Below are 25352 nucleotides of genomic sequence, written 5' to 3'. Positions count from 1 at the left end.
ATGGCACAACCCAAGTTAAAAAAGCGTTTAGGTGATTTATTAGTTGAAGATGGCATCATTACCGAAGAGCAACTGATGCAAGCTTTAGCTGAGCAACGTAAAAGTGGCCGTAAATTAGGCGCAACCTTACAAAGCCTCGGCTCTATCAGCGAAGACGATATGTTGGAGTTTTTATCGCGCCAACTGGGGATTCCGCTGATTGATATAAACCAACTGCGAATCGACAGTCAGGTGGTGGCTTTATTACCTGAAGTGCATGCGCGCCGTTTACGTGCTTTAGTGGTACATGATGATGGTAAAAGTGTCACGGTAGCGATGTCTGACCCAGCAGATTTACGCGCCCTAGACACGATTATGGGCTTACTTGCTAACCGTGATGTCAAGCTAGCTGTTGCTCGTGAATCGCAATTAATAGAGTCATTCGACCGTTTATATCGCCGCACCAAAGAGATCGCCTCCTTTGCCGAAAAACTGCAAGAAGAGCATGGCGAAGATAAGCTTGAACTCGATATTGGTTTGTCAGGGTTAGACGGAGATGGCTCTGAAGCCACCGTGGTTAAACTGCTGCAGTCTTTGTTTGAAGATGCGGTACAAGTTGGCGCGTCGGATGTGCATATTGAGCCTGAAGAAAAGTTGCTGCGTATTCGTCAGCGGGTAGACGGCGTGCTACAAGAAAGCGTATTAAATGAAGTCAGTATTGTTAGTGCGTTAGTGCTGCGGCTAAAACTGATGGCGGGCATGGATATCTCCGAAAAGCGTTTACCGCAAGATGGTCGCTTTAATATGTCGATTCGCGGCCACAGCATCGATGTGCGGGTATCCACCATGCCAGTGCAGTTTGGTGAATCGGTGGTGATGCGTTTACTGGACCAAAGTGCAGGTATCTTATCCCTCGAGGAAACCGGGATGCCGGCTGAATTATTGCCTCGGTTTCGTCGTCAATTACAACGTCCTCATGGCATGATTTTAGTTACCGGGCCAACGGGGAGCGGTAAAACGACGACTTTATATGGCGCTTTGTCTGAGCTTAATGAGCCGGGTAAAAAGATCATCACGGTCGAAGATCCAGTGGAATATCGTTTACCACGGATCAACCAAGTTCAAGTTAACTCTAAGATTGGTTTAGACTTTTCCAACGTGTTGCGCACTACCTTACGACAAGATCCTGACATTCTGTTGGTGGGGGAGATGCGCGACCATGAAACGGTGGAAATAGGGTTGCGGGGCGCATTAACTGGTCACTTAGTGTTATCTACTTTACATACCAATGATGCCATTACCAGTGCGCTACGTTTAATTGATATGGGAGCACCGGGCTATTTGGTGGCAAGCTCTCTGCGCGCCATTGTCGCGCAGCGATTGATTAGAAAATTGTGCCTCAACTGTAAAAAGCCTCATGACACAGAAACCCGTGAGCGGGTTTGGTTAGAAAACCTTTCCCAGCAGTCGCTAGCAGAAGTGCAGTTATACCAAGGAACAGGTTGCCAGAACTGTAACTACACGGGTTACAAAGGGCGTTTAGGGGTGTTCGAAATGCTCGAACTAGATGAGCCGATGATGGAAGCATTAAGGCGTGATGATCCGGAAGCGTTTTCTCAAGCCGCTAAACAAAGTGCGCATTATCGTCCCTTGGCTTTTTCGGCATTAGATTATGCTATTCAAGGTATTACGTCGTTAGATGAGGTGCTGCGTTTAGTGGAGCAAGTGGATCTCTGGCAGGACGGTGAATGATGAAAATGGGTAAATAGCCATGGCCACTTTTGAATATAAAGGACGTGATGCCCAAGGCAGCCCGATCACTGGGCGACTTGAAGCCAACGATGAAACCACCGCTGCTGATATTTTATTGCGCCGTGGTGTGATGCCGCTAACCATAAAGGCGGCAAAAGCAGAGTCAGACTTTGATTTAAGCTTATGGCTAGAGCGTTCGATCCCGATGGATCAAATGGTGATTTTTACCCGGCAAATGTACTCGCTAACCAAGGCTGGCATTCCAATTATTCGTGCTATTAATGGTTTGGCGGACTCTACCCACAGTAAACTGTTGCGGCGCACGTTGCAGGATGTGTCTGAACAAATGCGTAATGGTCGGCCGATGTCGGTGGCCATGCAAGCCCATCCCAAGGTGTTTAACTCGTTGTTTCTCTCTATTGTCAATGTGGGCGAGAACACAGGCCAATTAGATAAGGCTTTTTTACAATTATCGCAATACATGGAATTGGAACAAGAAACGCAAAAACGCGTTAAAGCGGCAATGCGTTATCCCAGTTTTGTGCTGATGGCACTGGCTGCAGCCATGGTTATTTTGAATATATTTGTGATCCCGACTTTTGCCGGTATGTTCGGTAAATTTGGTGTGGAGTTGCCTTGGTCTACGCGAGTCTTAATGGGGACATCGGCATTTTTCGTTAACTATTGGCCTTATATGCTAATGGCGATTATCGCCACGTATTTTGCCATTAAAGCTTGGTATAACACTACTAAAGGACGCTTAGTGTGGGACCGCTATAAGCTACGTTTGCCGATTGTTGGCGACATTATTAACCGAACCCTATTGGCACGTTACGCACGTAGCTTCTCGATGATGCTGACAGCTGGCGTCCCCCTAAATTCCGCGCTCAGTTATGTGGCGAAGGCAACCGATAATGCTTATATGGAACAGCAGGTGCTGGGCATGCGGGCAGGTATTGAGCGCGGTGAAAGTCTGCTGCGCACCTCAAACGCCAGTGGGTTGTTTACGCCATTGGTGCTGCAAATGATTGCTGTTGGTGAAGAAACAGGCCAAGTGGATGAGCTGTTACAAGAAGCTGCAGAGTTTTATGAGCGTGAAGTGGATTATGACTTAAAAAGCCTAACCGCCAAAATTGAGCCAATATTAATTGCGATAGTTGCGGGTATGGTTTTAATTCTAGCTCTCGGTATCTTTACTCCTATGTGGGACATGATGCGCGCATTTAAAGGAGGGTAAGATCTGTCGAGTTGCTTAATATTTGGGCTTGGTTAATAGGATCGTTAACCTTTAAGGGGCGAGGCATGAAGAATAAAGAGGTTTTAGAGCAATTATTACGAGGCTTTGGTTTTAAAGAGTTGATGATTGCTATCATGCTGCTATTAGTTAGTTGTTTTATATACTTTTCTCAACAACAGCAAAGCGCTATTAATGAAACCAGTTTTGCCCTTAGTGCTAATTTGTTTGCGCAAACGAGTGCAGAAGTTCACTTGCAATGGCTCCGAGAGGGTAAACCCAAACAACTGAATTGGCGAAGTAAAACGGTATTTGTTAACTCCCATGGTTGGCCAGAATCAATCGCAGCTAACAAAAATGGCTTAAACTGTGCATTATTATGGCAAGGGCTATTAGATACAGATATGCTGATTAATAACGAGCCGATACAGGTAAAAGTATTAGGTGATATTAATGGCCGTGATAGTGGCTGCTTGTATTATTTACCAGAGCAAAGTGGTTTTGAGTATTGGGCTAAAACAGGGTTGATTAAGCAAAGGTTAATAGATAAAACACTGTAATAACGTTATTTTTGTTCTAAAATGTTTTTATTTCTAACTTTGGGGTTTAAATGACTAAACATTCGGGTTTTTCCCTTATTGAGTTGGTGATTGTGGTGGTTGTGCTAGGTATTTTAGCCGTTACTGCTTTACCGCGTTTTTTAGATGTGACTGAAGAAGCGAAAAACGCCAGTGTTGAAGGGGTTGCTGGTGGGTTTGCTACAGGCGTGTCTTTAACGCGTGCCCAGTGGGAAGCCATCGGTCGTTCGAAAGAAGCTGCGAAGAATGTCGTTATTTATGATGGTACTAAGCTCTATTTAACCACGCCGACCAATGCCGAAGTTACCGCAGGTACGGTTTCACCAGGTTATCCGATGACCAATCAAAATGAAGATGTGACACCTGCTTCACTCACACCTGCTAAATGTGAATCGATTTGGAATTCTATTTTACAAAACCCGCCACGTATCGCCAGTAGCTTTAGCGATGTTAGCGGGCAAGGTGATTTTTACAAATTCTATGTCACTACAACCAATGGTGGTACGGATACCAGCTGTTTATTCTATTTAGTAAATAGCTTGGATAAAGGCTCGGATGGCCTATATACGGATCCCGGCTCGGATACCGGAAAATTTAAGAACTTTACCTATAAACCGGCAACGGGTCAGGTAGCGGCCAACATTAATTAAGAACATATTTTTGAAATAAGGGGTTACTATGAAAAAGAACTTAACCAAGCAGTCTGGTTTTACACTGATTGAATTAGTGATTGTGATTATTGTATTAGGTATTTTGGCAGCAACCGCTGCACCTAAGTTTATTGATTTGCAGTCGGATGCTAAGCGTTCTGCGCTAAGTGGTGTGAAAGCAGCGCTAGAAGGTGGTGCAACATTAACCTATAGCAAAGCAGCGATTGCAGGGCTAGAAAAGTCATCAGCAGCAGTATCAGTTGCCATTAGTACAACTGATACAGTTCAAGCAATTTTTGGTTACCCAGTTGCAGATGAAGCTAACTTGAAAAAAGTGATTGAATTAAGTGAAGGGGATTGGGCTTTTACTTCACCTAGTGGTACTCCTGCATCTATTGGGATTTTTGCCAGCGGTGGAGTTTCAACTGATTGCCAAGTGACTTATGAGCAGACAGATACTGAAGGTCAGCGTCCAACTATTACTGTTAATGGCTCAGGCTGCTAATTAGCCATGCCATGGCCAGCCAAGGGCGATTTATTTTAACCTCTAAAACCACTGGCTTTACTTTGGTAGAGCTGGTGATAGTGATTATTTTAATTGGCGCTTTGGCGGCCTTTGCTTTACCTAAACTGCTGTCCTCTGGCAGTTTTGAAGATTATACCGTGCGCGACCAACTTGTCTCTCGTTTACGTATTTCCCAATTACAAAATATGAATGCCGATCCCAGTCTTAACGCGGCGGTTAATGCCTGTTACTGGACCGTGGTGCAAGTGTCTGCTGCGGAGCGCTGTATTTATTCCCTCGAAACGGCACGTAGCGGTGCGAGTTGTACAGCCCCTGCTGCAAGTATTTCATGTGATGCTAGTGCGCCTGAGCATCAAGGCGATCCTTACGATTTGGTGGGCTTTTCTAGCACGGTGACTATTAGCCCAGCCAATTACCTATTCGATTATCACGGCATTGAGCAGGTGGGTTGTGGCAATAGTTTTCCTTGTGATATCAGCATTAACTCAGGTAATCACTTAAGCATTCGCATTGAACAGCAGGGATATATTCATGTGCCCTAAGCCAGCATTAATTCGATCAATCACTCAACTGGGCTTTACCTTGGTCGAGCTGGTGGTTGGCATTGTGGTGATGGCGGTGGCTTTCACAATTATTACTACTCTATTGGTAACGCAATCGAGAGACAGTATCGATCCCTTGCATCAAATGCGCGCGGCGGAGTTAGGGCAAAGTATTTTAAATGAAATCGTGTCGCGCTCGTATGACCAGTATTCAGATCATAACGGTGGCTTATATCGTTGCGGTGAAATTTGGTGGCAAGGTGATGCCAATGTCAGTGGCAGCAGCTGGTTTGATCAAGCGAATCAAGGTTGGGTGGCGTGGGACGCAGATCCAAATGCACAAATCGTATTATGTTCAACAAGTTTAGGGCCTGAAACTGGTGAAGTGCGGGGCGGCGGTGAAAACACCTTTAATGACGTGGATGATTACATTACCCCTTATGTAGATGCTGTCAGTTTTGGCGATACTTTAGGTCAGCCACTCAATGGCGTATACCAAAACTTCCAGCTGAAAATCGACGTAGTGCTCGCTCCCAGCTTTGGTGGGGGGCCCGATACAGCAAAGCGGATTGATTTAACCATTTTGACCCCCAGTGGCAACGAACAGTTATTTAGTGCTTATCGGGGGAATTACTAATGAGGAGTCAATGGCAACGAGCCCTTTATGGCACTCAGCGTGGTTTTACCTTGGTTGAGTTGGTGATTGTTATGATCATTCTTGCCGCCTTGGGTATTGCGGTCACTAATTACCTTGGCTTTGGCACTGAGCTGTATCGCGATGTCGCAGAGCGAGAGAAAATCCTTAATAGCGCTCGATTTGCTATGGAGCGATTAAACCGAGAGATCCGAGGCTCTTTACCTAACAGTCAGCAAATTAGCAACAATGGCAACTGCTTACGTTTTGTTCCGGTCGTGGCCAGCAGCAGTTATCTTGAGCTGCCTGTCAGCCCTGATGCGCCAGCGGCGGTGGCCAAGGTGTTTGCATTTGACCAATATTCTTTTAGTGCTGAGCACAAGGCTGCTGTTTATGCCTTAAGTAGTGATGATATCTACAGCGCAAGCTCAAGCACGGTATTGCCCATGACGGGTTATGCTCGCGCTGTATCGGGCAGTGATGTAGATGAGTTAGCACTTGCTGCGGCCTCACTTTGGCCTTTACCGTCACCTTCACAGCGCATTTATATTGTGTCGCGTCCAGTGCGTTATTGTGTGCTCAGTAATGGTGATTTACAGCGTGAAGAAATGCGCTGGGCCAGTGAAACGCCGCCCGAGCAAATCATCAACTCCAGTTTAATGGCGCAGGGCATAAGGTTATTACCGGCTACTGCTGCGGATTATCAGCCGCCGTTTGCTGTTACCGAGGCCACCTTAAGCCGTAATAGTGTGGTTAAGTTGTTTTTGAATTTTAGCCGCGACAATGGCGCAGAGTCTTTGGTGTTTCATCATGCTATTCATATCCAAAATGTACCTTAGTGCGCAAGCATCACGCCAGCAAGGCAGCGCGATAGTGATCGCGGTGTTTATTATTGTGGTGATGTCGTTATTAGCCGCCGCCTTAACCCGCATGTTGCAAGATTCACAACAAGGTATTGGCTATGAAGTGTATGGCACCCGTGCCTATTTAGCGGCTAACGCTGGGATAGAGCAAGCGTTTATTCGTTTATTTCCGTTAGGCGGCGGGGTGGGCAGCTTTTGTGCGGATCCTGATGATCCTCCCGTTATTACTTCACTGGATTTATCCAGCCAAACTGCTTTTCATGGTTGTGTAGTGACTTATGAGTGCCAAACATTAGCAGATAGCTCGCGTAAGCTATATCAAATTGACAGCGTGGCCGAATGTGATGCCGGTGAGTTTGTCACTCGACGTAAAATCCAAGCGCAAGCGAAGGAGATTTAGATGCGGTGGTGGCTCAGGTACTTGGTTTATTTTTCTTTTTTGCTGATGCAGTCTCAGGTTTGGGCCGATACTACCCTTTATGGCGGCGTGACAGTTGGTGATGGCAACGGTGCCATCGCTCCAAATGTGGCGGTGTCCCAGAGCAATGGCGGTATTTCGCCTACTTATCAGGCCAATAATCCCATTCACTTTAAAATAACTGCTGCCTCGCCTATTTCCCAAGTGAAGTTATTAAATGCCAGTGCAACCATTGACCCGGCGGTATTGGTGATATGGGATGCATCGGGTAACCAGCTGTATCGAGGTATCGCTAACTTAGGCCATCACACATTTAATATTTCTGGCTTAACTTTAGCGCCGGGAGATTATCAGCTGTTTGCTTGGGGCCAATGCTTGCAGGGGCAAGGTAGCGAATTCAGTAGGAATTGTAACGATTGGGATGAGCTGTCTTACCGCAATATTGAGCTTGTCGGGGCGTTGTCAGATGACGTTGCGTTAATTCAGCGTCAGCATATTGGCTCGACCAATAATAACGATGGCTATACCGGTAACTCCTTATTTCCTAATGCTGGCTCAGCTAATCCATTGGATGTTAGCTTTGCATTAACCACAGTGTCTAACTTCACCAGTATCACCTTATACAATTTACGTAACCCTGATAATACGCAAGCAGAACTGCTGTTGATTGAGCCAAATGGCACTTCTCACCAAATTGGTTATATCTCTGGTAATGGTGATGTGGTGGCAACCAATCCAGTATTAAGTAGTTTAGATTTTGCTTCCGGCCAATATGTGTTGCGTATCAATGCGCTTAATGGATTTGATATTTCTTGGGATGACATTGTCATCGATTTTACTAGCCGAATTTCCACCTTACCTTTATGTGAAGATGTGTTTAATGGCGCCGTTAATGCCACCAGTTCAGATCTGTTATATATACCTCCAAATAATGGTTCAGACGGTCAATTTCAGCGCTTAACGGGGGCTGCTGATGAAACGTTGGCCGCTCGAGATTATTTCTACATTGATGGCTTTGTTCAATTTGTAAACGATAGTTATCAACTAGCGAATAACAGTGCGACTACGCGGATGTTGTTTAATAGTAATTTCTCCACTTTTGCCTCCAATGGCACCATCGTTTTAAACAATAGCAACTTGACAGAAAATCTATTAATAGCGACTAAGGCTAACGTTGAGATTGGTGCCGGTACCACGGTAAATGGTTTTATATTTGCGGAAGGGACCATCAGTATTGCACCGGGCGCGGTAGTTAACGGTGCCATTGCCGCTGCTGGCCAAATAAGTAATAACGGCACGGTGAACTATCGCCCTGATGCGATTGCTAACACCGACTTTAATGGTATGTGTCGCAATGCGCCACCAGCAGTTCAGCAAGAAATTCAGTATGGGCAAGTGGCGCTGGGAGCGGTGACTTTTGATACCCCGTTTAGTGCTGTGCCGTTGGTTTTTGCGATGCCAAATTTAGACCCGAGCGACCCTGATGCTGATGGACCCTCTTCAGTGCAAGTGACGAATGTGACCGCAACAGGGTTCACCGTCACACAAATTGCACCACCGAATAATTATGGTGGTGTGATACGGCCAATGGAAAAAGTCGATTTTGTTGCAGTGTTGCCTGGTGTAACAACCTTGCCTGACGGCAATAAAATCTACGCTGGCACTGTGTCCACTAATGCTTCACAGCGTGGCCAGCGCGGGGGCAATTGGCATGTCTTAGATTTAAGCAGTGCTGGTTTTACTGAAAACCCATCGGTGTTATTGCAGCGCCATAGTTTTAATAATAATTGTTGGCTAACTGCCACAGGACAAGTGCCGAGTTCAAATCAATTATCGTCATTTGAGGTTGCCCTTGAGGTGTCAGAAGTTTATAACCCTGGCGGGGCGAGCACATGTGTTCCCGGTGGTAATAACATCGCGAATTTACAGTTAGAAGATATTCATTGGCTGGCAGGTACTGGGATGGGCAGTTTTATGCAAGGCGGCGAGGAGATCCGCTATGAATTTGGTTTTGGTGTTAACCATAATTCCGGCTCTGGAGGTATTAACTTAACGCAGCAATGTCGTAACTTTAACGATTTAAAGCAAGATTATATTACCCCTCCGTTGTTTGTGGCGAACAAGCGTACTCGTAATAACGGTGATGGGGGCTGGGCAAGACGCTGTGATATTAGCCGCAATCAGTTTGCTATAGTCGTGGATGAGGATCAATATCGCGATGTTGAGCGCATTCACTATCAAGAAACATTTTCCTACTTTGCGATCACTAATACGACGCCAGTTGAGAATGAGACCTTAGAAATGATTACCGAGGTGGACGGGTTAACTTGTGAAGCGCATAGTATAAAAATTCGCGCGTTAAAAGATGGCCGTTTAGATACTTTGTATACGGGGGGGGTGCAGTTAAGCACCAGCAGTGGTTTAGGCCGCTGGCAGTTGGTCAGTGGGGCGGGGACTTTGTTACCCAATCCTACCTTAGATAACGGCTTAGCCAGTTATCAGTTTGTCACGGGGGATAGTGGCGAGGTGGAATTAAGTCTTTTCCATCAACAAGGTGGCAGCATTACAGTCACTGCTGAGAATATCAGTAATGGCACCCTAGCCAGTGCTAATGTTGACTTTAGGCCTTATGGCTATCAAATTGATGCTGTTGACAGCTCTGGGCCCGGTGCGGGCCAATATCATTACAGTAATAAACCTTTTCAAGTGACCTTAACTGCCGTGGGGAAAGACCCTAATACTGGCAGTTGTGGGGTAATTGCAGAGTACACTGGCGACCAGCAGGTTAAGCTTTGGTCTAGTTACGATGCGCCTGCCCAAGTGGCTGGCACCAGTGTTGAAATTAACCAACAAGCTATCGCCAAAGATGCGCAAACTGCGGTTGAACAAACCATTAATTTTAGCTCAGGAGTGAGTGCACCTATTACGGTCAATTATCCTGATGCTGGGCGAATATTACTGTCGGCACGAGATGATGTGGGATTGGGCGCGCCGACCATTGGTGTTGATGATGAAATTATTCAAGGCGGTCAGCTGTTCACCTTTAGCCCAAGGCAGCTTAGGGTTAAAACTGACTCGGTCATTGGTTATTTACGTGATGGTAGCGGTGAAACCAGCGTGGCCAATGGTGTAGCAACGGATGATGGCTTTATTCGCGCGGCTTTGCCACCAGACGGAATCGATTTTACCACGCAACGTAGTTATGACACTTTTGAACTGAAAGTGGATGCGTTAATTGATTGCAGTGATGATCCAAATAATCATTGTGCTACTCAGCCGATTGCACGCAGTTTTTATCATGACTTACAACTCTCTCATGACGTCATTTCCCCGACCTCGCCATTGCTTGGCGAGGTGACACTCAGTGGGCGTAATATCAGTACTGAGCGTTATTCTATGCAGCCTGCAGAGCGAGGCTCGGCGCATATTCAGCACTTGGCATGGAGTGAGGTGGGGAACTTGTCATTGCAGGTAGATGCAAAAGTATATTTAAACGATTCTTTAGCGCAATTAGCTACCCCAATTACAGCTGCAACACAGCAAATTGGGCGCTTTTATCCTGCTTTTTTACTGGCGGATAGCATGTTGGCGCTGCCGGCTTGCCAAGCTGGTGGGTTTAGCTACCTTGATCAACAAGCCATCGCCCTTAGCCTCACTTTAAGTGCTTATAACCAAGGTGTAAGCCCGAATGTGGTCAGTAATTATGACACGGCTAAAGGTTATCCGACTGCGAGCGATACCAATCAAAACTGGGATTGGTCGGTTGCCAATAACGCAGGTATGCTGGTTCAAGCTGATTCAAGCTCACGTTTAATGATCAACTCACATCCGTTTGAGTGGCTGTCCGGTCAGTTCAGACTATCCGCTGAGCCGATTGGCTTGGCTAAGCTGAATCCTCATGGCGTTGACGGGCCGTTTGTTAGCGAAGCGCCTTTTTCGCAAGCGGCGTTGCAGTTGGCGGTGATGGGTAAAGACGGTGAGCAGCTGCAACAAGATGCTAATACCCTTTGCAATAATGGCGGCGCAGCAGGCGTGTGCGAATTAGGCAATTTAGGTAGTATTTATTATGGCCGTCTTGCGGCCCAGTCGCGCCATGGCAGTGAATTGGCAGATTTACGGGTGCCTTTGGTGCTTGAACGGTACAACGGTAGTCAATTTGAGCCTAATACCCTAGACAGTTGTACTGCGTTAACTTATCAGCCAGCCGCTTCCATTCCGGTGGCTGAGTTCAATTGGGCGGTTGATAGTAATGATGATGGTTCATTAAATCAGGGCGGCAATGAAACACCGATCCCCATCGCTAGCAAAAGCAGCGCAATAAAGATGCTAAATGCCCAAGGAGTCAATGGCGAGATGAATATGTTATTTGGCGCGCCGTTGGCGCGTGGACAATTCTCTTATGCCATAGATCTTAACCCTGCGTCTGGCAATTCTTTGTGCTGGCTGAGATTCGATTGGAGTGGCTCAGGTGAAATAACCAATAGCTGTGGCATTGGGAATAGCAATAGCTGTTCTGACGAGATGATCAGTGGTGTTACCTCTGCGCGATCTAATGATTGTGCAAGGGGTGAAGTGACCTTTGGTTTGTATCGTGGGAACGATCGCATTATTTATCGCTTAGAAGTGAATAATTAACCTTTTGAAGCTTTATGAAGAATAATTAACAAAAAGCATTAAAAAGTCATATTTTCTATCTTTTACACGGCCTTAATAGGGGTTTTATTAATTCAAAATCAACTTAATGGGTAATTACTCACACTATCACCAAAGATAGACGATACGGCGCTTGCTGAATAATTAATGGGTTGGTAAAGTTAGCGCAATTCCGCCATTTTTTTGCAGGATCTCCATGTTTAAGAAACTTAGAGGCCTTTTCTCCAACGATTTGTCTATCGATTTGGGAACGGCTAATACATTAATTTATGTCAAAGATCAGGGCATCGTACTGAACGAGCCTTCCGTTGTTGCTATTCGTCAAGAAAGAAATGGCAGTGGTCCTAAGAGTGTTGCTGCTGTGGGTAGTGATGCCAAGCAAATGTTAGGTCGTACGCCGGGTAATATTAAAGCGATTCGTCCGATGAAAGACGGGGTTATTGCCGACTTTTATGTGACCGAAAAAATGCTGCAACACTTCATCAAGCAAGTTCATAATAATAACTTTCTGCGCCCTAGCCCTCGTGTACTGGTATGTGTACCTTGTGGTTCAACGCAAGTAGAGCGCCGTGCTATTCGTGAATCAGCTCAAGGGGCGGGTGCGCGCGAAGTGTACTTAATCGATGAGCCAATGGCGGCTGCGATTGGTGCGGGGTTACCGGTTTCTGAAGCAACAGGCTCGATGGTTGTTGATATTGGTGGTGGTACCACAGAAGTGGCCATTATCTCGTTAAACGGCGTGGTTTATTCTTCATCTGTGCGTATTGGTGGTGACAAATTTGATGACGCTATCATTAACTACGTCCGTCGTAACTATGGCAGCTTAATTGGTGAAGCAACGGCAGAGCGTATTAAACACTCGATCGGCAGTGCTTATCCGGGCGATGAAGTTAAAGAAATCGAAGTGCGCGGCCGTAATTTAGCGGAAGGGGTGCCAAGAAGTTTCACTCTGAACAGTAATGAGATTTTAGAGGCACTGCAAGAGCCATTGACGGGTATTGTTAGTGCTGTCATGGTGGCTTTAGAGCAATCTCCGCCTGAATTAGCGTCGGATATTTCTGAACGTGGTATGGTGCTAACTGGCGGTGGTGCTTTGCTACAAGATCTTGACCGTTTATTAATGGAAGAAACCGGTATTCCTGTAGTGGTAGCAGACGATCCGCTAACTTGTGTGGCGCGTGGTGGTGGTAAAGCTCTTGAAATGATTGATATGCACGGTGGCGATTTATTCAATTACGAATAAACTATAAAGCTGTGATTCACCATTAACATTGCTGTAAATCCGAGGAACAGGACGTTCCTCGTTAATGTGTCAACTTAGTTTGACAAAATGGTGCAGGTGATTGGAACGCCTTAAATCAAAACAAGTTAGGTAATGCATTAGTGCGCGGCTATCTTTTTTGTCTTCAATGCTGCGATGATGATTTACCCTTTTTTTTCGTGTCGCGATCTCTTCGTGTATTTTGGAGCGACCTTGTTTTTTAGCGATAATTCATGAAACCTATGTTTGGCCGAGGGCCATCTCTACAACTTAGGTTGCTACTCGCGGTAGTAGCATCCGTTTCGTTGATCTTTCTGGACAGTAAATTAGATCTATTCTCCCCCTATCGAGTTTTTCTCAATTCTTTGGTTAGTCCACTGCAGTACATGGCCAACGCGCCAAGTCAGCTATTTGATACTGTGGCTGGAAAGGTGATCAGTCGTGAGCAACTGCAAGCAAAAAACCAAGAATTAGAGCAGCAAGTGTTTTTGATCCGCAGTGATTTGCTGCAGATGGAAAACTTGAAAGAAGAAAACAATCGCTTGCGTCAATTATTAGGCTCTCCCGTGCGTCAAGATGCGCGCAAAATGGTGGCTGAAATCATGGAAGTGGATTCAGACCCTTTTACCCATCAAGTGGTGATCGATAAAGGTTCGTTAAACGGCGTGTTTGAAGGCCAGCCTGTGGTTAATGATCAAGGGGTGGTTGGTCAAGTATTACGGGTGGGCAGTACCACTAGTCGAGTACTGCTGATTACCGATAACAGTCACGGTATTCCGGTTCGCTTCCAGCGTAATGATATTCGCGCTTTAGCCAACGGCACCGGTGACTTAGAACGTTTAGATATTCCATTTATCCCACATAGTACTGATATTAAGGAAGGCGACATGTTGGTGACGTCAGGCTTAGGTGGGCGTTTTCCTGAAGGTTACCCTATCGCTGTGATTGACCGCTTTGAGTACGATGAAGGCATGCCTTATGCGCGTGTGGATGCCAAACCAGTCGTATCCCTTGACCGAATTCGCTATTTGCTGCTGCTGTGGCCCAGTGAGTCGCCAGATCCAGTTGTAACCCCTGAACCCGCTGTATCGCCTGAGCCAGATAATGCGCCAGCTAAATCGGAGGCTACCAATGGATAGAGCAAACAGCCGCGGCATGATTTATTTATCAATCATTGTTGCCATGATGCTAGCGATTTTACCACTACCAGCCCAGCTTGATGCGTTTAGACCGGATTGGTTAACCTTGGTTATTCTGTATTGGGTACTGGCATTACCCCATCGGGTTAATGTTGGCACTGCTTGGGTGGCGGGGCTTATCTTAGATATTTTATTAGGTTCAACCTTGGGCGTGCGCGCATTAGGCTTGGCGGTGATCACTTATGTTTGCGCCATGAATTATCAATTGATCCGTAACTTTTCTGTTTGGCAACAAGCTGTGGTGATTGGCGTATTGACGGTGAGTTGTAAGTTGTTGATCTTTTGGGCAGAGCATTTAGTATCAGACATTATTCTGGTACCACAATACTTTTGGTCGATTATTTCAACCATGTTAATTTGGCCTTGGGTATTTTTGATTTTACGGCGTACACGACGCCACTTTGGGGTGAGTTAATGGCACAGGTTTATCTTGCTTCGGCATCGCCACGTCGCGCCGAGTTGTTGACTCAACTTGGAGTGAGCTATGAATTAGTATTGCCTAACATTCCTGAGCAGCGCTTAGGCAGTGAAGATCCTGAGCAGTATGTTAGACGCTTAGCATTGGCTAAGGCTCGCGCTGGCGAGGCATTAACGGCCGGTGATAAGCCCGTATTAGGCTCAGATACCATAGTCGTGATGGGGGGAAATGTACTAGAAAAACCCCTCGATTTTAATGATGCATGTCGAATCTGGCGTCAGTTGTCTGGTCAAAAACATCAGGTTATGACAGCTGTTGCTTTAGTTCACGGTGATCTTGAACAAGTTGTTTGCGTGATAACTGAAGTAGAATTTGCGCACTTATCGGAATCAGATATGCAGCAATATTGGCATTCTGGAGAGCCCCAAGACAAAGCCGGTGCTTATGGCATTCAAGGGCTAGGTGGCCAATTTGTGGTGGCCATTAATGGCAGTTACAGTGCCGTTGTTGGCTTGCCTTTGCACCAAACAAAGGCTTTAATTAAACAGTTTATTCAATAGCTTAAACCAATCTAAAAATGACAATTTAGCTTGTTATGCAGGCAAAATATCGCCCGCTAGGTTTTAATTGCGATGGTTGCGATTGTGCCAGTAATCGCCATGTTGATGACAATATAAACAGGCTGGCAACCAGTATGATGAATAGAATATTGACCTTGATTGGTATTAGATTTTGAGCCGATTTTAATTTTTTTAACCGAGCTGGGGTGACATTGACTGTGATGACCAGACCATGGAATGCCTTATGAATGTTGAATTATTAATCAATGTGACCCCAAGTGAAACCCGCGTCGCCATTGTTGAAAGTGGCATCTTGCAAGAAATGCATATTGAGCGCCAAGCTAAGTTAGGCATCGTTGGTAATATCTATAAAGGCAAAGTGAGTCGCGTCTTGCCCGGTATGCAGGCTGCTTTTGTCGATATTGGCTTAGATAAAGCGGCTTTTTTACATGCTTCTGATATAGTCCCTCATACTGAGTGTGTCGCTAAGGTAGAAAAGGAACACTTCCAAGCTGGCAATATTGCTGAGTTAGTGCGTCAAGGCCAAGACATTATGGTGCAAGTGGTAAAAGATCCCCTTGGCACTAAAGGCGCTAGGTTAACCACAGATATCACTCTTCCTTCTCGTTATTTAGTATTTATGCCCGGCAGTGCGCATGTTGGTGTGTCACAGCGCATTGAAAGTGAAACGGAGCGTGAGCGCTTAAAAGAGCTTACATCCAGTCATGTTAACGAACTCGGCGGTTTTATCATCCGCACCGCCGCTGAGGGGGCGGGCGCAGAAGAGTTAAGACAAGATGCCGAGTTTTTACAACGTTTGTGGCGTAAAATTTTAAGCCGTAAAAGCAGTCATAAAGCCTGCAGCATTTTATATGAAGATTTAGGCTTGGCATTTCGTGTATTACGCGATTTTGTCGGCACGGCAATCGAGCGTATTCGCATCGATTCAAAACAAACCTTTGATGAGTTAACCTTATTCACCCGTGAATTTGTCCCAGAACTCACCACGCGACTAGAGTACTATCCCGGCGATCGGCCAATCTTTGATATTTTCGATGTTGAAAATGAAACGCAACGCGCCCTCGATCGCAAAGTCGAGCTTAAATCTGGTGGCTATTTGATTATTGATCAAACAGAGGCGATGACCACCATAGATATTAATACTGGTGCTTTTGTTGGCCATCGAAACCTAGAAGAAACTATTTTTAATACCAATACCGAAGCGACTCAGGCCATCGCCCGTCAGCTTAGGTTGCGTAATTTAGGCGGTATTATCATTATTGATTTTATCGACATGCAGTCAGAAGAGCATCAGCGTCGTGTATTACATAGCTTAGAGCAAGCGCTAGCAAAAGATCGCGCTAAAACCAATATTAGTGGCTTCTCTCAGCTTGGTTTAGTTGAAATGACGCGTAAACGCACACGTGAGAGCTTAGAGCATATTTTGTGTTCAGAGTGCCCTGAATGTAACGGCCGAGGCAGGGTGAAAACAGTAGAAACCGTTAGCTATGAAATTTTACGCGAGATCATGCGGGTTAATCGGGCTTATGATTCAGATCGGTTTTTGGTGTATGCCTCAAGTGCGGTTGCCGAAAGTTTACTCGGTGATGAGTCTCATAGCTTAGCAGAGCTAGAGGTCTTTATTGGCAAGCAGGTTAAAGTTCGTCCTGAGCTACTTTATGCTCAAGAGCAGTTTGACGTAGTGATGATGTAGGTGCAGGAGTGAGGCAGTTTAGCTTACGTTGGTTGCGCCGCTTTTGGCTGGGGTTTGCCATTGTTCTTGTGCTCTTTACCATTGCCATCAGTTTATTTCGGGCCATGTTGCCCATGCTCAACAGCTACAAAGACGATTTGAGTGCTTGGCTTCTGACTGAGCACCAACTTAATATCCAACTCGATAGCCTTGATGCCACTTGGGACAATTATGGCCCCGCTTTAGTGGTGCTGGATACCACTTGGTTACCGACATCTGATGAGCCTTTTGATGTCACTATCGCACAAACTCGCATTCGAGTGGATTTGCTGAAAAGTGTGCAACAAAAGCAATGGGTTTTTAGCAGAATTGCTCTTTCTGGCGTAAAACTAAACTTATACCTTGATCGCCTAGGTGCAACTGACTCTTCACCTGCCCCTTTAAATAGCCAAGTTTGGCAATCTGTTCTGTTAGAGAAAATTCAAGACTTTGTTATTTTGGATAGCCAAGTCGTCTTACACTCTGAGCTTTCCCCCAGCACCGTTTTTAACATCGCGCAGCTGAGTTGGCTTAATCTCGGGGAGCGCCATCAAGGAGTGGGAAAAGGGCGAATAGGTGAGGCTGGAGAAAATAGTTCGTTTAATTTTATTCTCGACATAAAAGAGACGTCGTCTCCTTTGTTTAGTGATTGGTTGGGGCAGCTGTTTGTGGAAGGCGAACAGCTGAATTTAGTGCCGCTGTTAGCGGGTAGGGTGGCAGAGCATAGTGAGTTGCTTGCTGCTAATGTTAACTTTAAAGGCTGGGCTGATTTTTCATTTAAAGGCATAAACAGCGCTCAATTACATATCCAACCTTCGCAATTATTGTGGCAAAGTCAGCAACAAGCGCACCAGCTAACGGTTAACTCTGGTGTCATCAAATGGTGGCCAACAGCAGCTGGCTGGCAAATAGACGGCAGTGAGTTTAGTGTCTCATCCATGGCTGCGCCGCGCGACAACGCTACCGAAAGCGAAATAAGCGCTACGCCGCTAAAAGATACATCAAGTTTACTTAATTCCAGGTTCAATTTTCAGCTTTATCAACATGATGACTTTTTAGTTGGGTCATTAGGTGAGATTGAGTTTGCCCCGTTTTTAACCTTGGGCTCGCTATTTGCTGATTCTATATCCACTCGGGATAATTGGTGGGTTAATGCTCAGCCGATGGCGAAAGCGACAAGCTCTCAAGTCTTATACCAAATGAAATCCAATCAGTATCTCGCCCATAGTCTTATTTCTGATATTAACCTAAAAGCGAATGCTGGCTTGCCCAGCTTACAAGACGCGACAGTGCAACTGTTGGGGTCAGAGTTAGGTGGCCGTCTTTCATTGTCACTGGCCGATACCCAACTCGATTTTGCGCAGCAATTTCAAGCACCAATCCAAGTTGGCCGCATAAGCGTGCCGTTGCGTTGGACGTATGGTGTTAACGGCCCAATATTAAGCAGTGATAGTGCGCTATTCAGTAACCAAGACCTAGCTTGGCAGGGACGGTTCAAGCTGGACTGGTCTGATGGCGGCTCACCCTATTTATCTTTATACAGTGAGGCCAATCTCAAGCGAGCCAGTGAGGCTGATAAATACTTTCCGATCCAACTGATGGGGGAAAATGTGTATGACTATTTACAACCCACGATTGCTGCTGGTGAGGTAGAAACCGCTAAAATACTTTGGCATGGTCGGCTCGATCAATATCCTTATGAGAAAGGTGAAGGAGTGTTTCAAGCCTGGGTGCCATTAACCAATACGGAGTTTCACTTTTACCCTGGCTGGCCACCCTTAAGTGAAATGAAGATTAATTTACTCTTTCAAAACGCGGGCCTATTTCTTGAAAGCTCTGATGCAACGTTAATGAAGGCGCGCTCTAATCAGATCACTGGTGCCATAACGCGCTTTGCACCGGATGCCAATTTAACCATTAACGCAAAAGTACAAGGGTTTAGTCGTGATATTAGTGAATACCTACAAGCGTCTCCCTTAGCTGATTCAGTGGGCGCTGCATTAAAGAAAGTAGTTGTTGCAGGGCCGATTACTGGCGAACTCAAGCTTGAAATCCCTCTTAATGGAGACCCCGCTAAGGTAGCTGGCGCGATAGCATTAAATGACAATAAGGTAAATATTCCATTAAGTGCCGACGCCGAAACCGTTTTGTCACTTAGCCAAGTGACCGGACAATTTGAATTTGATCAAGGGAACTTGAATAACGGCTCTTTTAAGGCAAATTGGCAACAGCAACCAGTAACAGTGCGTTTTAGCGGTGAAGAGCAAGCCGATACTTATCTCGCAAAGGTTAATGTACTTGCCGACTGGCCTGCTAATAAGCTGGATAAGCAATGGCCTGCGTTACAGCAACTGGATTTAAGTGGCAAGTTGAGCTGGCAAGCTAACCTCAATTATCAAAGCTTTACGCAAGGTGGTTATCGCTACGATTTACAGTTGTCTTCGGACACCCTAGGTTTAGGGATTGGATTACCTGCACCAATGAATAAAAACAGCCTCCGAGGCTGGCCTTTGTCGATTAACCTAGCAGGTAGTGAGAAAGGTACAGAGTTAGACGCTGAGTTAGATAGTAAGCTCTTTATCCGCGCCTCGGTGAATGCAAAAAATGCAACAGAAAGTCGCTGGTGGTTACACCTAGGCCAAACGCTACCGAGCCAAATGCCTGAGCGTGCTAAAGCTGTGAGTGTGGCATTGAATCAACTTGATTTAGATCCTTGGTTAGCTTGGGCACAGCAACAAAATTGGCCTCAATCGGGCACATCGCAGAGCGATTGGATACCTGATTTTATTAAAGTGAACATCAATGAGATGCAGTTTTGGCAACAAGCTATACATGGTTTGTCGCTAAGTGCGCGTCGTGATCAACAGCAGTGGTCGTTAACTCTGGCATCCGATAAAGGCAAGGGCAAAATAGTCGATACGCCCAATTTACTTTTGGTAGATTTACAGCGTCTTTATTTACCTGATTTGGTGGTGCCTAGCGCGGGAAAAAATGATCCGCCATCACCTTGGTCTTGGCAACACCTGAAAAACACGCAACTGAGTTGCCAAAAGTGTCAAATAGGCAATATTAACTTAGGTCAGGTGCAAGGGCAGTTTACCCGTCATAGCAAGGGCATTAAGCTCGATAACTTGAGCTTGTTATATGGTCATTCAGATGTACACATGACTGGCGACTGGTCGGGGGAATCCCAGCAGAAAACGCAATTAAATATTGCCATACAGAGTCAGAATATTGCTCGCTTTGCACAAACGCAGGGCTATGATAGCCCAATGAAAGAGACTTCTGGCGTAGCTGACTTTGAGTTGAGTTGGCTAGGCAGTCCAAATATGTTTAATACTGAGAGCTTAAATGGCAAGGTTAAGCTTGCAACTAACACGGGCTATATTGCTGATGTGAGTGACAAAGGTGCACGGCTATTTAGCTTGTTGAGCCTAGATTCCATTCGTCGAAAGTTGAACTTGGATTTTCGTGACGTATTTGTTGATGGTTTATATTTTGACTCGATTAAAACCACCGCAAATATCACCAATGGCTTAGTGAACAGTGATGATTTTACCTTAGATGCTGCGGCTGGGCGATTACAAGGAAAAGGTCAGCTTGATCTTAATCGTTGGCAAATGGATTATCGGATGTCATTTTACCCTGACGTAACCTCAAGCTTACCGGTGCTCGCGGCTTTCACATTAACGCCGGTAACAGGATTGTATGTATTGCTGCTATCGAAAATTTTTGAACCTGTGGTCGATGTTATCGCAGAGGTCAATTTTAGCCTTAAAGGAGACATTTCTAATCCTGAAATTAGCGAGATTGGTCGTGAAAAAGGGGTGGTAGAGTTACCGAAAGAAATTAAGGAGTCTTATGAACAACGTATCACTGATTCAGTTGATAAGCTGCAGCAAATCCGCTGATAACCTCGCTCGGATTGAACAACTCTTATATCAATTAGCGCCTAAACCGAAACAATGGGTGTTACTCCCCGAAAATGCGATTATTTTCGGTGTTAAACAAGACTATTTAGCTGCCAGAGAAAAGTTAGGCGATGGGCCGTTACAAGGTGCTTTAGCAAAGCTTGCTCAGCGTTTTAATATTTATTTAGTTTGCGGCAGCTTTCCGATAGAGAGTGAGGAAGCGGATCGAGTTTACACCTCAAGTTTAGTTTTTTCGCCGCAAGGGCTGCTCATTAAGCATTACCATAAATTGCATTTGTTTGATGCTCAAGTGGCTGATGGCAAAGGCAGTTATCAAGAATCTGCTACTTTCAAACCTGGTAACAAGCTGGCTTACCTTAATGAAAACGGCCTAACCCTTGGCCTGACTATCTGTTACGATTTACGTTTTCCAGCTTTGTTTCAGCAGCTAAGGCAGGCGGGAGCACAAGTGATATTTGTCCCAGCGGCGTTCACTTATGTTACGGGTAAAGCGCATTGGTTGCCTCTGTTACAGGCTCGGGCGATAGAAACTCAGTGTTATATTGTTGCTGCCAACCAAGGTGGCGATCATAGCAAGGAGCGACAAACTTGGGGTCATTCCTGTATTATTGACCCCTGGGGTGAAATAGTTGATCAATTAGAGCTAGGTGAAGGGGTGCTAAGCGCCGCTGTTGACCTGACTAAACTGGATGATATTCGCCGTCGTATGCCTGTTATGGAACATCAACGTATAGTTGGGCAAAGACTCAACGAAAAGGATTAAGAATGAGCTTTGAAACCGTTTGCCAGCATTTGTTAGGGCCAACCGAATTAAATAGCGACAAATTAGAAGCAGTATTGGCGAGTATGTATCAGCACGATTTGGATTACGCTGATTTGTTCTTTCAATCAAGTCGCCATGAAAGTTGGGTGCTTGAAGACGGTATTGTCAAAGAAGGTAGTTTTAACATTGAAAAGGGCGTGGGCGTGCGTGCTGTTAGTGGTGAAAAAACCGGTTTCGCTTATTCAGATCAACTGAGTTTTGCCGCTTTGCAACAAGCAGCTAATGCCGCACGAGGCATTGCCGGCGCGGGCCAATCGGGTAAAGTTAAAATTTTAACCCCCACTCACGGCAAGATTATTTATCCAGAATTAGATCCCCTTGCTTGTCTTGAAAAAGAAGCCAAAATCAACTTGCTGAAATCGGTAGATGCTTATGCACGTAGTTTAGATCCTGCCGTCACGCAAGTGATTGTGAGTATGGCTGCGGTGTATGAAGAAATGTTAGTGGCGGCTAGCGATGGTACTTTTGCCTCGGATGTACGACCTTTAATCCGTTTTAATTGCTCAGTATTAGCCGAAAAAAATGGCCGCCGTGAGCGCGGCAGTGCTGGCGGCGGCGGTCGCTACAGCATGGTGTACTTTACCGAGCAAGTTGAAGGCCAAGCGCGCGCGTTTGGTTATGCTAAAGAAGCGGTACGTCAAGCCTTGGTCAATTTAGAAGCGGTTGATGCTCCCGCCGGCGCGATGCCTGTGGTATTGGGCTCAGGTTGGCCCGGCGTGTTACTTCATGAGGCCGTTGGCCATGGATTAGAAGGTGACTTTAACCGTAAAGGTGCATCGGCTTTCTCTGGTCGCATTGGTGAAAAGGTTGCTTCTGAACATTGTACTATCGTTGATGATGCTACCCTTGCTAATCGTCGAGGCTCGTTAAGTGTTGACGATGAAGGTACCGAGGGGCAATACACAGTATTAATCGAAAACGGTATTTTAAAAGGTTATATGCAAGACAAGCTCAATGCGCGCTTAATGGGGGTTGCGCCAACCGGCAATGGTCGCCGTGAGTCTTATGCGCACCTACCAATGCCACGCATGACTAATACTTATATGCTGCCAGGCAAGTATGAGCACGATGAATTGATTGCCAGTGTGAAAAAAGGTATTTACGCGCCTAATTTTGGTGGTGGTCAGGTAGATATCACCTCAGGTAAGTTTGTATTCACCGCATCTGAAGCTTACTTAATCGAGAATGGTAAAGTGACTACACCGATCAAAGGGGCAACCTTGATTGGTAATGGCCCAGAAGCGATGTCGAAAGTGTCGATGGTAGGGAATAACTTAGCGTTAGATCCCGGTGTTGGCGTGTGCGGCAAAGATGGCCAAAGTGTGCCTGTGGGGGTTGGGCAGCCGTCATTGAAATTAGATGAATTAACCATTGGTGGCACTAACTAGCAGAGAAAGCTATTTTTAATTAGGTAGTTACTAACTGAGAAAATTAAAGTAACACAACAAAAAGCATTACTGCTTTTTGTTGTGTAGCGCTTTCTTTAAACCATTTAACCAGTGTCTATGTTGCCATTAAACGATTTAGCCCTGCTTATCGACCATAATTTCACGCAAGTATTTAAATAATTCACGTGAGGATTTTGGTGGTTTATTACCCGCCGCTTCTTTGTTGGCTTGGCGCACTAGCTGGCGTAACTTTTGACGCTCAAAGCTAGGTTGCTGCTCCATTAAACGCGAGATAGCCTCATCACCTTCACTGATTAATTCATCGCGCAGCAATTCAAGTTGATGAAAAGCGTGAGTTGCAGCTTGGTGTTTATTGGTTAATACGTCTAGCGCTGCTTCGATAGGCTCCGGATCTTCTGAGCGCATTAACTTACCAATGTATTGTAATTGGCGGCGCAATGCTTCGTGTTTATTACTGATTTTATGTGCCAGCTTGATAGCGTCAGATAGATTATCAGACAATGGAATGTTTTTGAGTTGACTCGGGCTCAAGCTAACCAAGCGGGCCCCGAGCTTTTGCAGTGCTTCACTTTCTTGCTTAAGTTGCGTTTTACTGATGATGTCGTTTTCGTCTTCTGGATGCATATTGGTTCATTCTTGTAGGTTTGATATGACTATCTTACCAGCAAATTGTCGCAAGCTCCTCATGTCATGATATGCTTGGCAGAAATGTATCGGAGTAGAAGAAATAACATGGAGCCAACAAGTCTGATTGCACAAGAACAAGACCAGTTAGAACAAGCAGTTGCTGACGCGGTCTTGATGGCAAAAAAACTCGGGGCAGACCAAGCAGAGGTCGCAGTTAGTCGTCAAACGGGAATATCGGTCAATACCCGAATGGCAGAAGTGGAAAACATTGAATTTAACCATGATGGCGCACTGGGCATTAGTGTTTATGTCGATGGTCGTAAAGGTAATTCATCCACTTCAGATATCAGCAAGGAATCAATAGCGCGTGCCGTTGAGGCGGCAATTGACATTGCTAAACATACCAGCCAAGACCCCTTTTCAGGGTTGGCTGATGCCGATTTACTTGAACGTCAACCGCAAGATTTAGACTTGTTTCATCCTGCTTCACTCGATCCCGAATCAGGCTTAGCCCTTGCTAAGCAGTGTGAAGAATTCGCGCTGGCGGCAGATAGCCGCATTGTTAATTCTGATGGCGCCAGTTTTAGCAGCCATTTAGGCATTAAAGTCTATGGTAATAGTCATGACTACGTACAAAGCTATTTGTCTAGCCGTCATAGTTTAAGTTGTATGTTAATCGCGCAACAAGGCGATGAAATGCAACGAGATTATAGTTACACCATGACCCGTAATATTGCTGATATGTGGCGTCCAGAACGGGTCGCACAAGAAGCCGTTGAACGTACAGTGGCGCGCTTAGGAGCACGGAAAATCGACACCTGTAACTGTCCGGTGCTATTTTCTGCCGATAGTGCTGTAAGCTTGTTTGGCCATTTAGTTAATGCCATTAGTGGTGGTAGCCTTTATCGCCAATCGTCGTTTTTATTAGATAGCTTAGGCACGCAGGTATTTCCAAGTTGGTTTAATATCAGCGAGCGTCCTCATATTAAATCAGGCCTTGCTAGCTCACCGTTTGATGCTGAAGGGGTAAAAACTCAAGATCGTGAGATTATCTCTGATGGCGATTTAAATACTTACCTGCTAACCAGTTATTCCGCTCGTAAACTTGGCATGACGACGACTGGCCATGCCGGTGGTATTCATAACTGGTTTGTACAAAGTAACCAAGGTGACTTTAAAGACATGTTGCGCCAGTTAGGCACGGGTTTGTATGTGACTGAGCTAATGGGGCAAGGGGTTAACGCTGTATCGGGTGATTACTCTCGTGGCGCAGCGGGCTTTTGGGTTGAAAACGGTGAACTGGCTTTCCCGGTTCATGAAATCACTATTGCAGGTAACTTGAAAGACATGTTTATGGGGATTCAGGCCGTTGGCAGTGATATCGATACGCGCAGCAGCCTACAAACAGGCTCGGTGTTGATTGATAATATGAAGATCGCGGGCAGTTAATTGTTATCGCTCGCCTTGAATGAAGCGTAAATAAAACTGAACAACATCCTCAGATTTATACTGGGTTGAGATTAAAAGGCCGTGGCGTTACTCGTGACGGCCTTTTTATTTAC

General features: G+C 45.6%; 20 protein-coding genes. 19 read left to right on the top strand and 1 reads right to left on the bottom strand.

Features of this window, described 5'->3' with window-relative positions:
- The 18 genes from K1M91_RS02420 to tldD all read left to right on the top strand — a co-directional run bounded on the left by K1M91_RS02420 (window position 1) and on the right by tldD (window position 23142).
- On the top strand, window positions 1–1731 hold the full coding sequence (locus K1M91_RS02420; protein WP_232799962.1) for a GspE/PulE family protein: 1731 nt from the start codon (window positions 1–3) through the stop codon (window positions 1729–1731).
- A gap of 19 nt (window positions 1732–1750) precedes the next feature.
- The gene (locus K1M91_RS02415) at window positions 1751–2968 is read left to right on the top strand and encodes a type II secretion system F family protein (protein WP_232799961.1); all 1218 of its coding nucleotides are present in this window, start codon (window positions 1751–1753) and stop codon (window positions 2966–2968) included.
- Between the two features lie 65 nt (window positions 2969–3033).
- On the top strand, window positions 3034–3525 hold the full coding sequence (locus K1M91_RS02410) for a hypothetical protein (RefSeq protein ID WP_232799960.1): 492 nt from the start codon (window positions 3034–3036) through the stop codon (window positions 3523–3525).
- 50 nt (window positions 3526–3575) lie between these two features.
- Window positions 3576–4193 carry a prepilin-type N-terminal cleavage/methylation domain-containing protein gene (locus tag K1M91_RS02405; protein WP_232799959.1) on the top strand — a complete coding sequence of 206 codons (618 nt, stop codon included), beginning with the start codon at window positions 3576–3578 and terminating at the stop codon, window positions 4191–4193.
- 28 nt (window positions 4194–4221) lie between these two features.
- Window positions 4222–4698: a prepilin-type N-terminal cleavage/methylation domain-containing protein gene (locus tag K1M91_RS21330; RefSeq protein WP_282561065.1), complete on the top strand. Its 477-nt coding sequence runs from the start codon at window positions 4222–4224 to the stop codon at window positions 4696–4698.
- A gap of 11 nt (window positions 4699–4709) precedes the next feature.
- Entirely contained in the window at window positions 4710–5261 is a 552-nt protein-coding gene (locus K1M91_RS21325; protein ID WP_282561064.1) for a prepilin-type N-terminal cleavage/methylation domain-containing protein, read from the top strand.
- Window positions 5251–5898 (top strand): prepilin-type N-terminal cleavage/methylation domain-containing protein, encoded by a 648-nt coding sequence (locus tag K1M91_RS02390; RefSeq protein WP_232799958.1) that lies wholly within the window; start codon window positions 5251–5253, stop codon window positions 5896–5898. The genes K1M91_RS21325 and K1M91_RS02390 overlap by 11 nt, the downstream gene beginning before the upstream one ends.
- Window positions 5898–6734, top strand: coding sequence for a type II secretion system protein (locus K1M91_RS02385; protein WP_232799957.1), 837 nt, complete (start codon window positions 5898–5900; stop codon window positions 6732–6734). Before K1M91_RS02390 ends, K1M91_RS02385 begins: the two co-directional genes overlap by 1 nt.
- Window positions 6706–7158 carry a PilX N-terminal domain-containing pilus assembly protein gene (locus K1M91_RS02380; RefSeq protein ID WP_232799956.1) on the top strand — a complete coding sequence of 151 codons (453 nt, stop codon included), beginning with the start codon at window positions 6706–6708 and terminating at the stop codon, window positions 7156–7158. The genes K1M91_RS02385 and K1M91_RS02380 overlap by 29 nt, the downstream gene beginning before the upstream one ends.
- Complete coding sequence (locus tag K1M91_RS02375) at window positions 7159–11811, top strand: H-type lectin domain-containing protein (protein ID WP_232799955.1); 4653 nt, start codon at window positions 7159–7161, stop codon at window positions 11809–11811.
- A gap of 214 nt (window positions 11812–12025) precedes the next feature.
- The gene (locus K1M91_RS02370) at window positions 12026–13072 is read left to right on the top strand and encodes a rod shape-determining protein (protein ID WP_232799954.1); all 1047 of its coding nucleotides are present in this window, start codon (window positions 12026–12028) and stop codon (window positions 13070–13072) included.
- A gap of 251 nt (window positions 13073–13323) precedes the next feature.
- Complete coding sequence (gene mreC / locus K1M91_RS02365) at window positions 13324–14229, top strand: rod shape-determining protein MreC (RefSeq protein WP_232799953.1); 906 nt, start codon at window positions 13324–13326, stop codon at window positions 14227–14229.
- A complete protein-coding gene (gene mreD / locus K1M91_RS02360) occupies window positions 14222–14704 on the top strand; it encodes a rod shape-determining protein MreD (protein WP_232799952.1) in 483 nt (160 codons plus the stop codon). The genes mreC and mreD overlap by 8 nt, the downstream gene beginning before the upstream one ends.
- Entirely contained in the window at window positions 14704–15267 is a 564-nt protein-coding gene (locus tag K1M91_RS02355; protein WP_232799951.1) for a Maf family protein, read from the top strand. The genes mreD and K1M91_RS02355 overlap by 1 nt, the downstream gene beginning before the upstream one ends.
- A gap of 244 nt (window positions 15268–15511) precedes the next feature.
- Window positions 15512–16981, top strand: coding sequence for a ribonuclease G (gene rng / locus K1M91_RS02350; protein WP_232799950.1), 1470 nt, complete (start codon window positions 15512–15514; stop codon window positions 16979–16981).
- A gap of 8 nt (window positions 16982–16989) precedes the next feature.
- The gene (locus tag K1M91_RS02345) at window positions 16990–20910 is read left to right on the top strand and encodes a YhdP family protein (protein ID WP_232799949.1); all 3921 of its coding nucleotides are present in this window, start codon (window positions 16990–16992) and stop codon (window positions 20908–20910) included.
- Window positions 20861–21694: a carbon-nitrogen hydrolase family protein gene (locus K1M91_RS02340; RefSeq protein WP_232799948.1), complete on the top strand. Its 834-nt coding sequence runs from the start codon at window positions 20861–20863 to the stop codon at window positions 21692–21694. Before K1M91_RS02345 ends, K1M91_RS02340 begins: the two co-directional genes overlap by 50 nt.
- Window positions 21695–21696: 2 nt before the next feature.
- The gene (gene tldD, locus K1M91_RS02335) at window positions 21697–23142 is read left to right on the top strand and encodes a metalloprotease TldD (protein WP_232799947.1); all 1446 of its coding nucleotides are present in this window, start codon (window positions 21697–21699) and stop codon (window positions 23140–23142) included.
- Window positions 23143–23277: 135 nt separating this feature from the next.
- Here the strand turns inward: tldD and yjgA are convergent, their stop codons facing one another.
- The gene (gene yjgA, locus K1M91_RS02330; RefSeq protein WP_232799946.1) at window positions 23278–23787 is read right to left on the bottom strand and encodes a ribosome biogenesis factor YjgA; all 510 of its coding nucleotides are present in this window, start codon (window positions 23785–23787) and stop codon (window positions 23278–23280) included.
- A gap of 108 nt (window positions 23788–23895) precedes the next feature.
- On the opposite strand from yjgA, the gene pmbA reads away from it, so the two are divergent.
- Window positions 23896–25239: a metalloprotease PmbA gene (gene pmbA / locus K1M91_RS02325; protein ID WP_232799945.1), complete on the top strand. Its 1344-nt coding sequence runs from the start codon at window positions 23896–23898 to the stop codon at window positions 25237–25239.
- The last annotated feature ends 113 nt before the right edge of the window (window positions 25240–25352 follow it).

Origin of the sequence: Motilimonas sp. E26 (assembly GCF_021278025.1) — a bacterium.
GTDB lineage: Bacteria > Pseudomonadota > Gammaproteobacteria > Enterobacterales > CBDFNC01 > Motilimonas.
Note: the sequence above shows the minus strand (reverse complement) of the source record. Positions and strands in the feature narration are given on the sequence as shown.

Excerpts from the sequence above, each read along its gene's own strand:
- rng (WP_232799950.1), top strand. The coding sequence starts at position 15,512 with ATGAATGTTGAATTATTAATCAATGTGACCCCAAGTGAAACCCGCGTC.
- K1M91_RS02380 (WP_232799956.1), top strand. The coding sequence starts at position 6,706 with ATGCTATTCATATCCAAAATGTACCTTAGTGCGCAAGCATCACGCCAG.
- K1M91_RS02410 (WP_232799960.1), top strand. The coding sequence starts at position 3,034 with ATGAAGAATAAAGAGGTTTTAGAGCAATTATTACGAGGCTTTGGTTTT.
- K1M91_RS02355 (WP_232799951.1), top strand. The coding sequence starts at position 14,704 with ATGGCACAGGTTTATCTTGCTTCGGCATCGCCACGTCGCGCCGAGTTG.
- K1M91_RS02415 (WP_232799961.1), top strand. The coding sequence starts at position 1,751 with ATGGCCACTTTTGAATATAAAGGACGTGATGCCCAAGGCAGCCCGATC.
- mreD (WP_232799952.1), top strand. The coding sequence starts at position 14,222 with ATGGATAGAGCAAACAGCCGCGGCATGATTTATTTATCAATCATTGTT.
- K1M91_RS02390 (WP_232799958.1), top strand. The coding sequence starts at position 5,251 with ATGTGCCCTAAGCCAGCATTAATTCGATCAATCACTCAACTGGGCTTT.
- mreC (WP_232799953.1), top strand. The coding sequence starts at position 13,324 with ATGAAACCTATGTTTGGCCGAGGGCCATCTCTACAACTTAGGTTGCTA.
- yjgA (WP_232799946.1), bottom strand. The coding sequence starts at position 23,787 with ATGCATCCAGAAGACGAAAACGACATCATCAGTAAAACGCAACTTAAG.
- K1M91_RS21330 (WP_282561065.1), top strand. The coding sequence starts at position 4,222 with ATGAAAAAGAACTTAACCAAGCAGTCTGGTTTTACACTGATTGAATTA.
- tldD (WP_232799947.1), top strand. The coding sequence starts at position 21,697 with ATGAGCTTTGAAACCGTTTGCCAGCATTTGTTAGGGCCAACCGAATTA.
- K1M91_RS02370 (WP_232799954.1), top strand. The coding sequence starts at position 12,026 with ATGTTTAAGAAACTTAGAGGCCTTTTCTCCAACGATTTGTCTATCGAT.
- K1M91_RS02420 (WP_232799962.1), top strand. The coding sequence starts at position 1 with ATGGCACAACCCAAGTTAAAAAAGCGTTTAGGTGATTTATTAGTTGAA.
- K1M91_RS02340 (WP_232799948.1), top strand. The coding sequence starts at position 20,861 with ATGAACAACGTATCACTGATTCAGTTGATAAGCTGCAGCAAATCCGCT.
- K1M91_RS21325 (WP_282561064.1), top strand. The coding sequence starts at position 4,710 with ATGGCCAGCCAAGGGCGATTTATTTTAACCTCTAAAACCACTGGCTTT.
- pmbA (WP_232799945.1), top strand. The coding sequence starts at position 23,896 with ATGGAGCCAACAAGTCTGATTGCACAAGAACAAGACCAGTTAGAACAA.
- K1M91_RS02375 (WP_232799955.1), top strand. The coding sequence starts at position 7,159 with ATGCGGTGGTGGCTCAGGTACTTGGTTTATTTTTCTTTTTTGCTGATG.
- K1M91_RS02405 (WP_232799959.1), top strand. The coding sequence starts at position 3,576 with ATGACTAAACATTCGGGTTTTTCCCTTATTGAGTTGGTGATTGTGGTG.
- K1M91_RS02385 (WP_232799957.1), top strand. The coding sequence starts at position 5,898 with ATGAGGAGTCAATGGCAACGAGCCCTTTATGGCACTCAGCGTGGTTTT.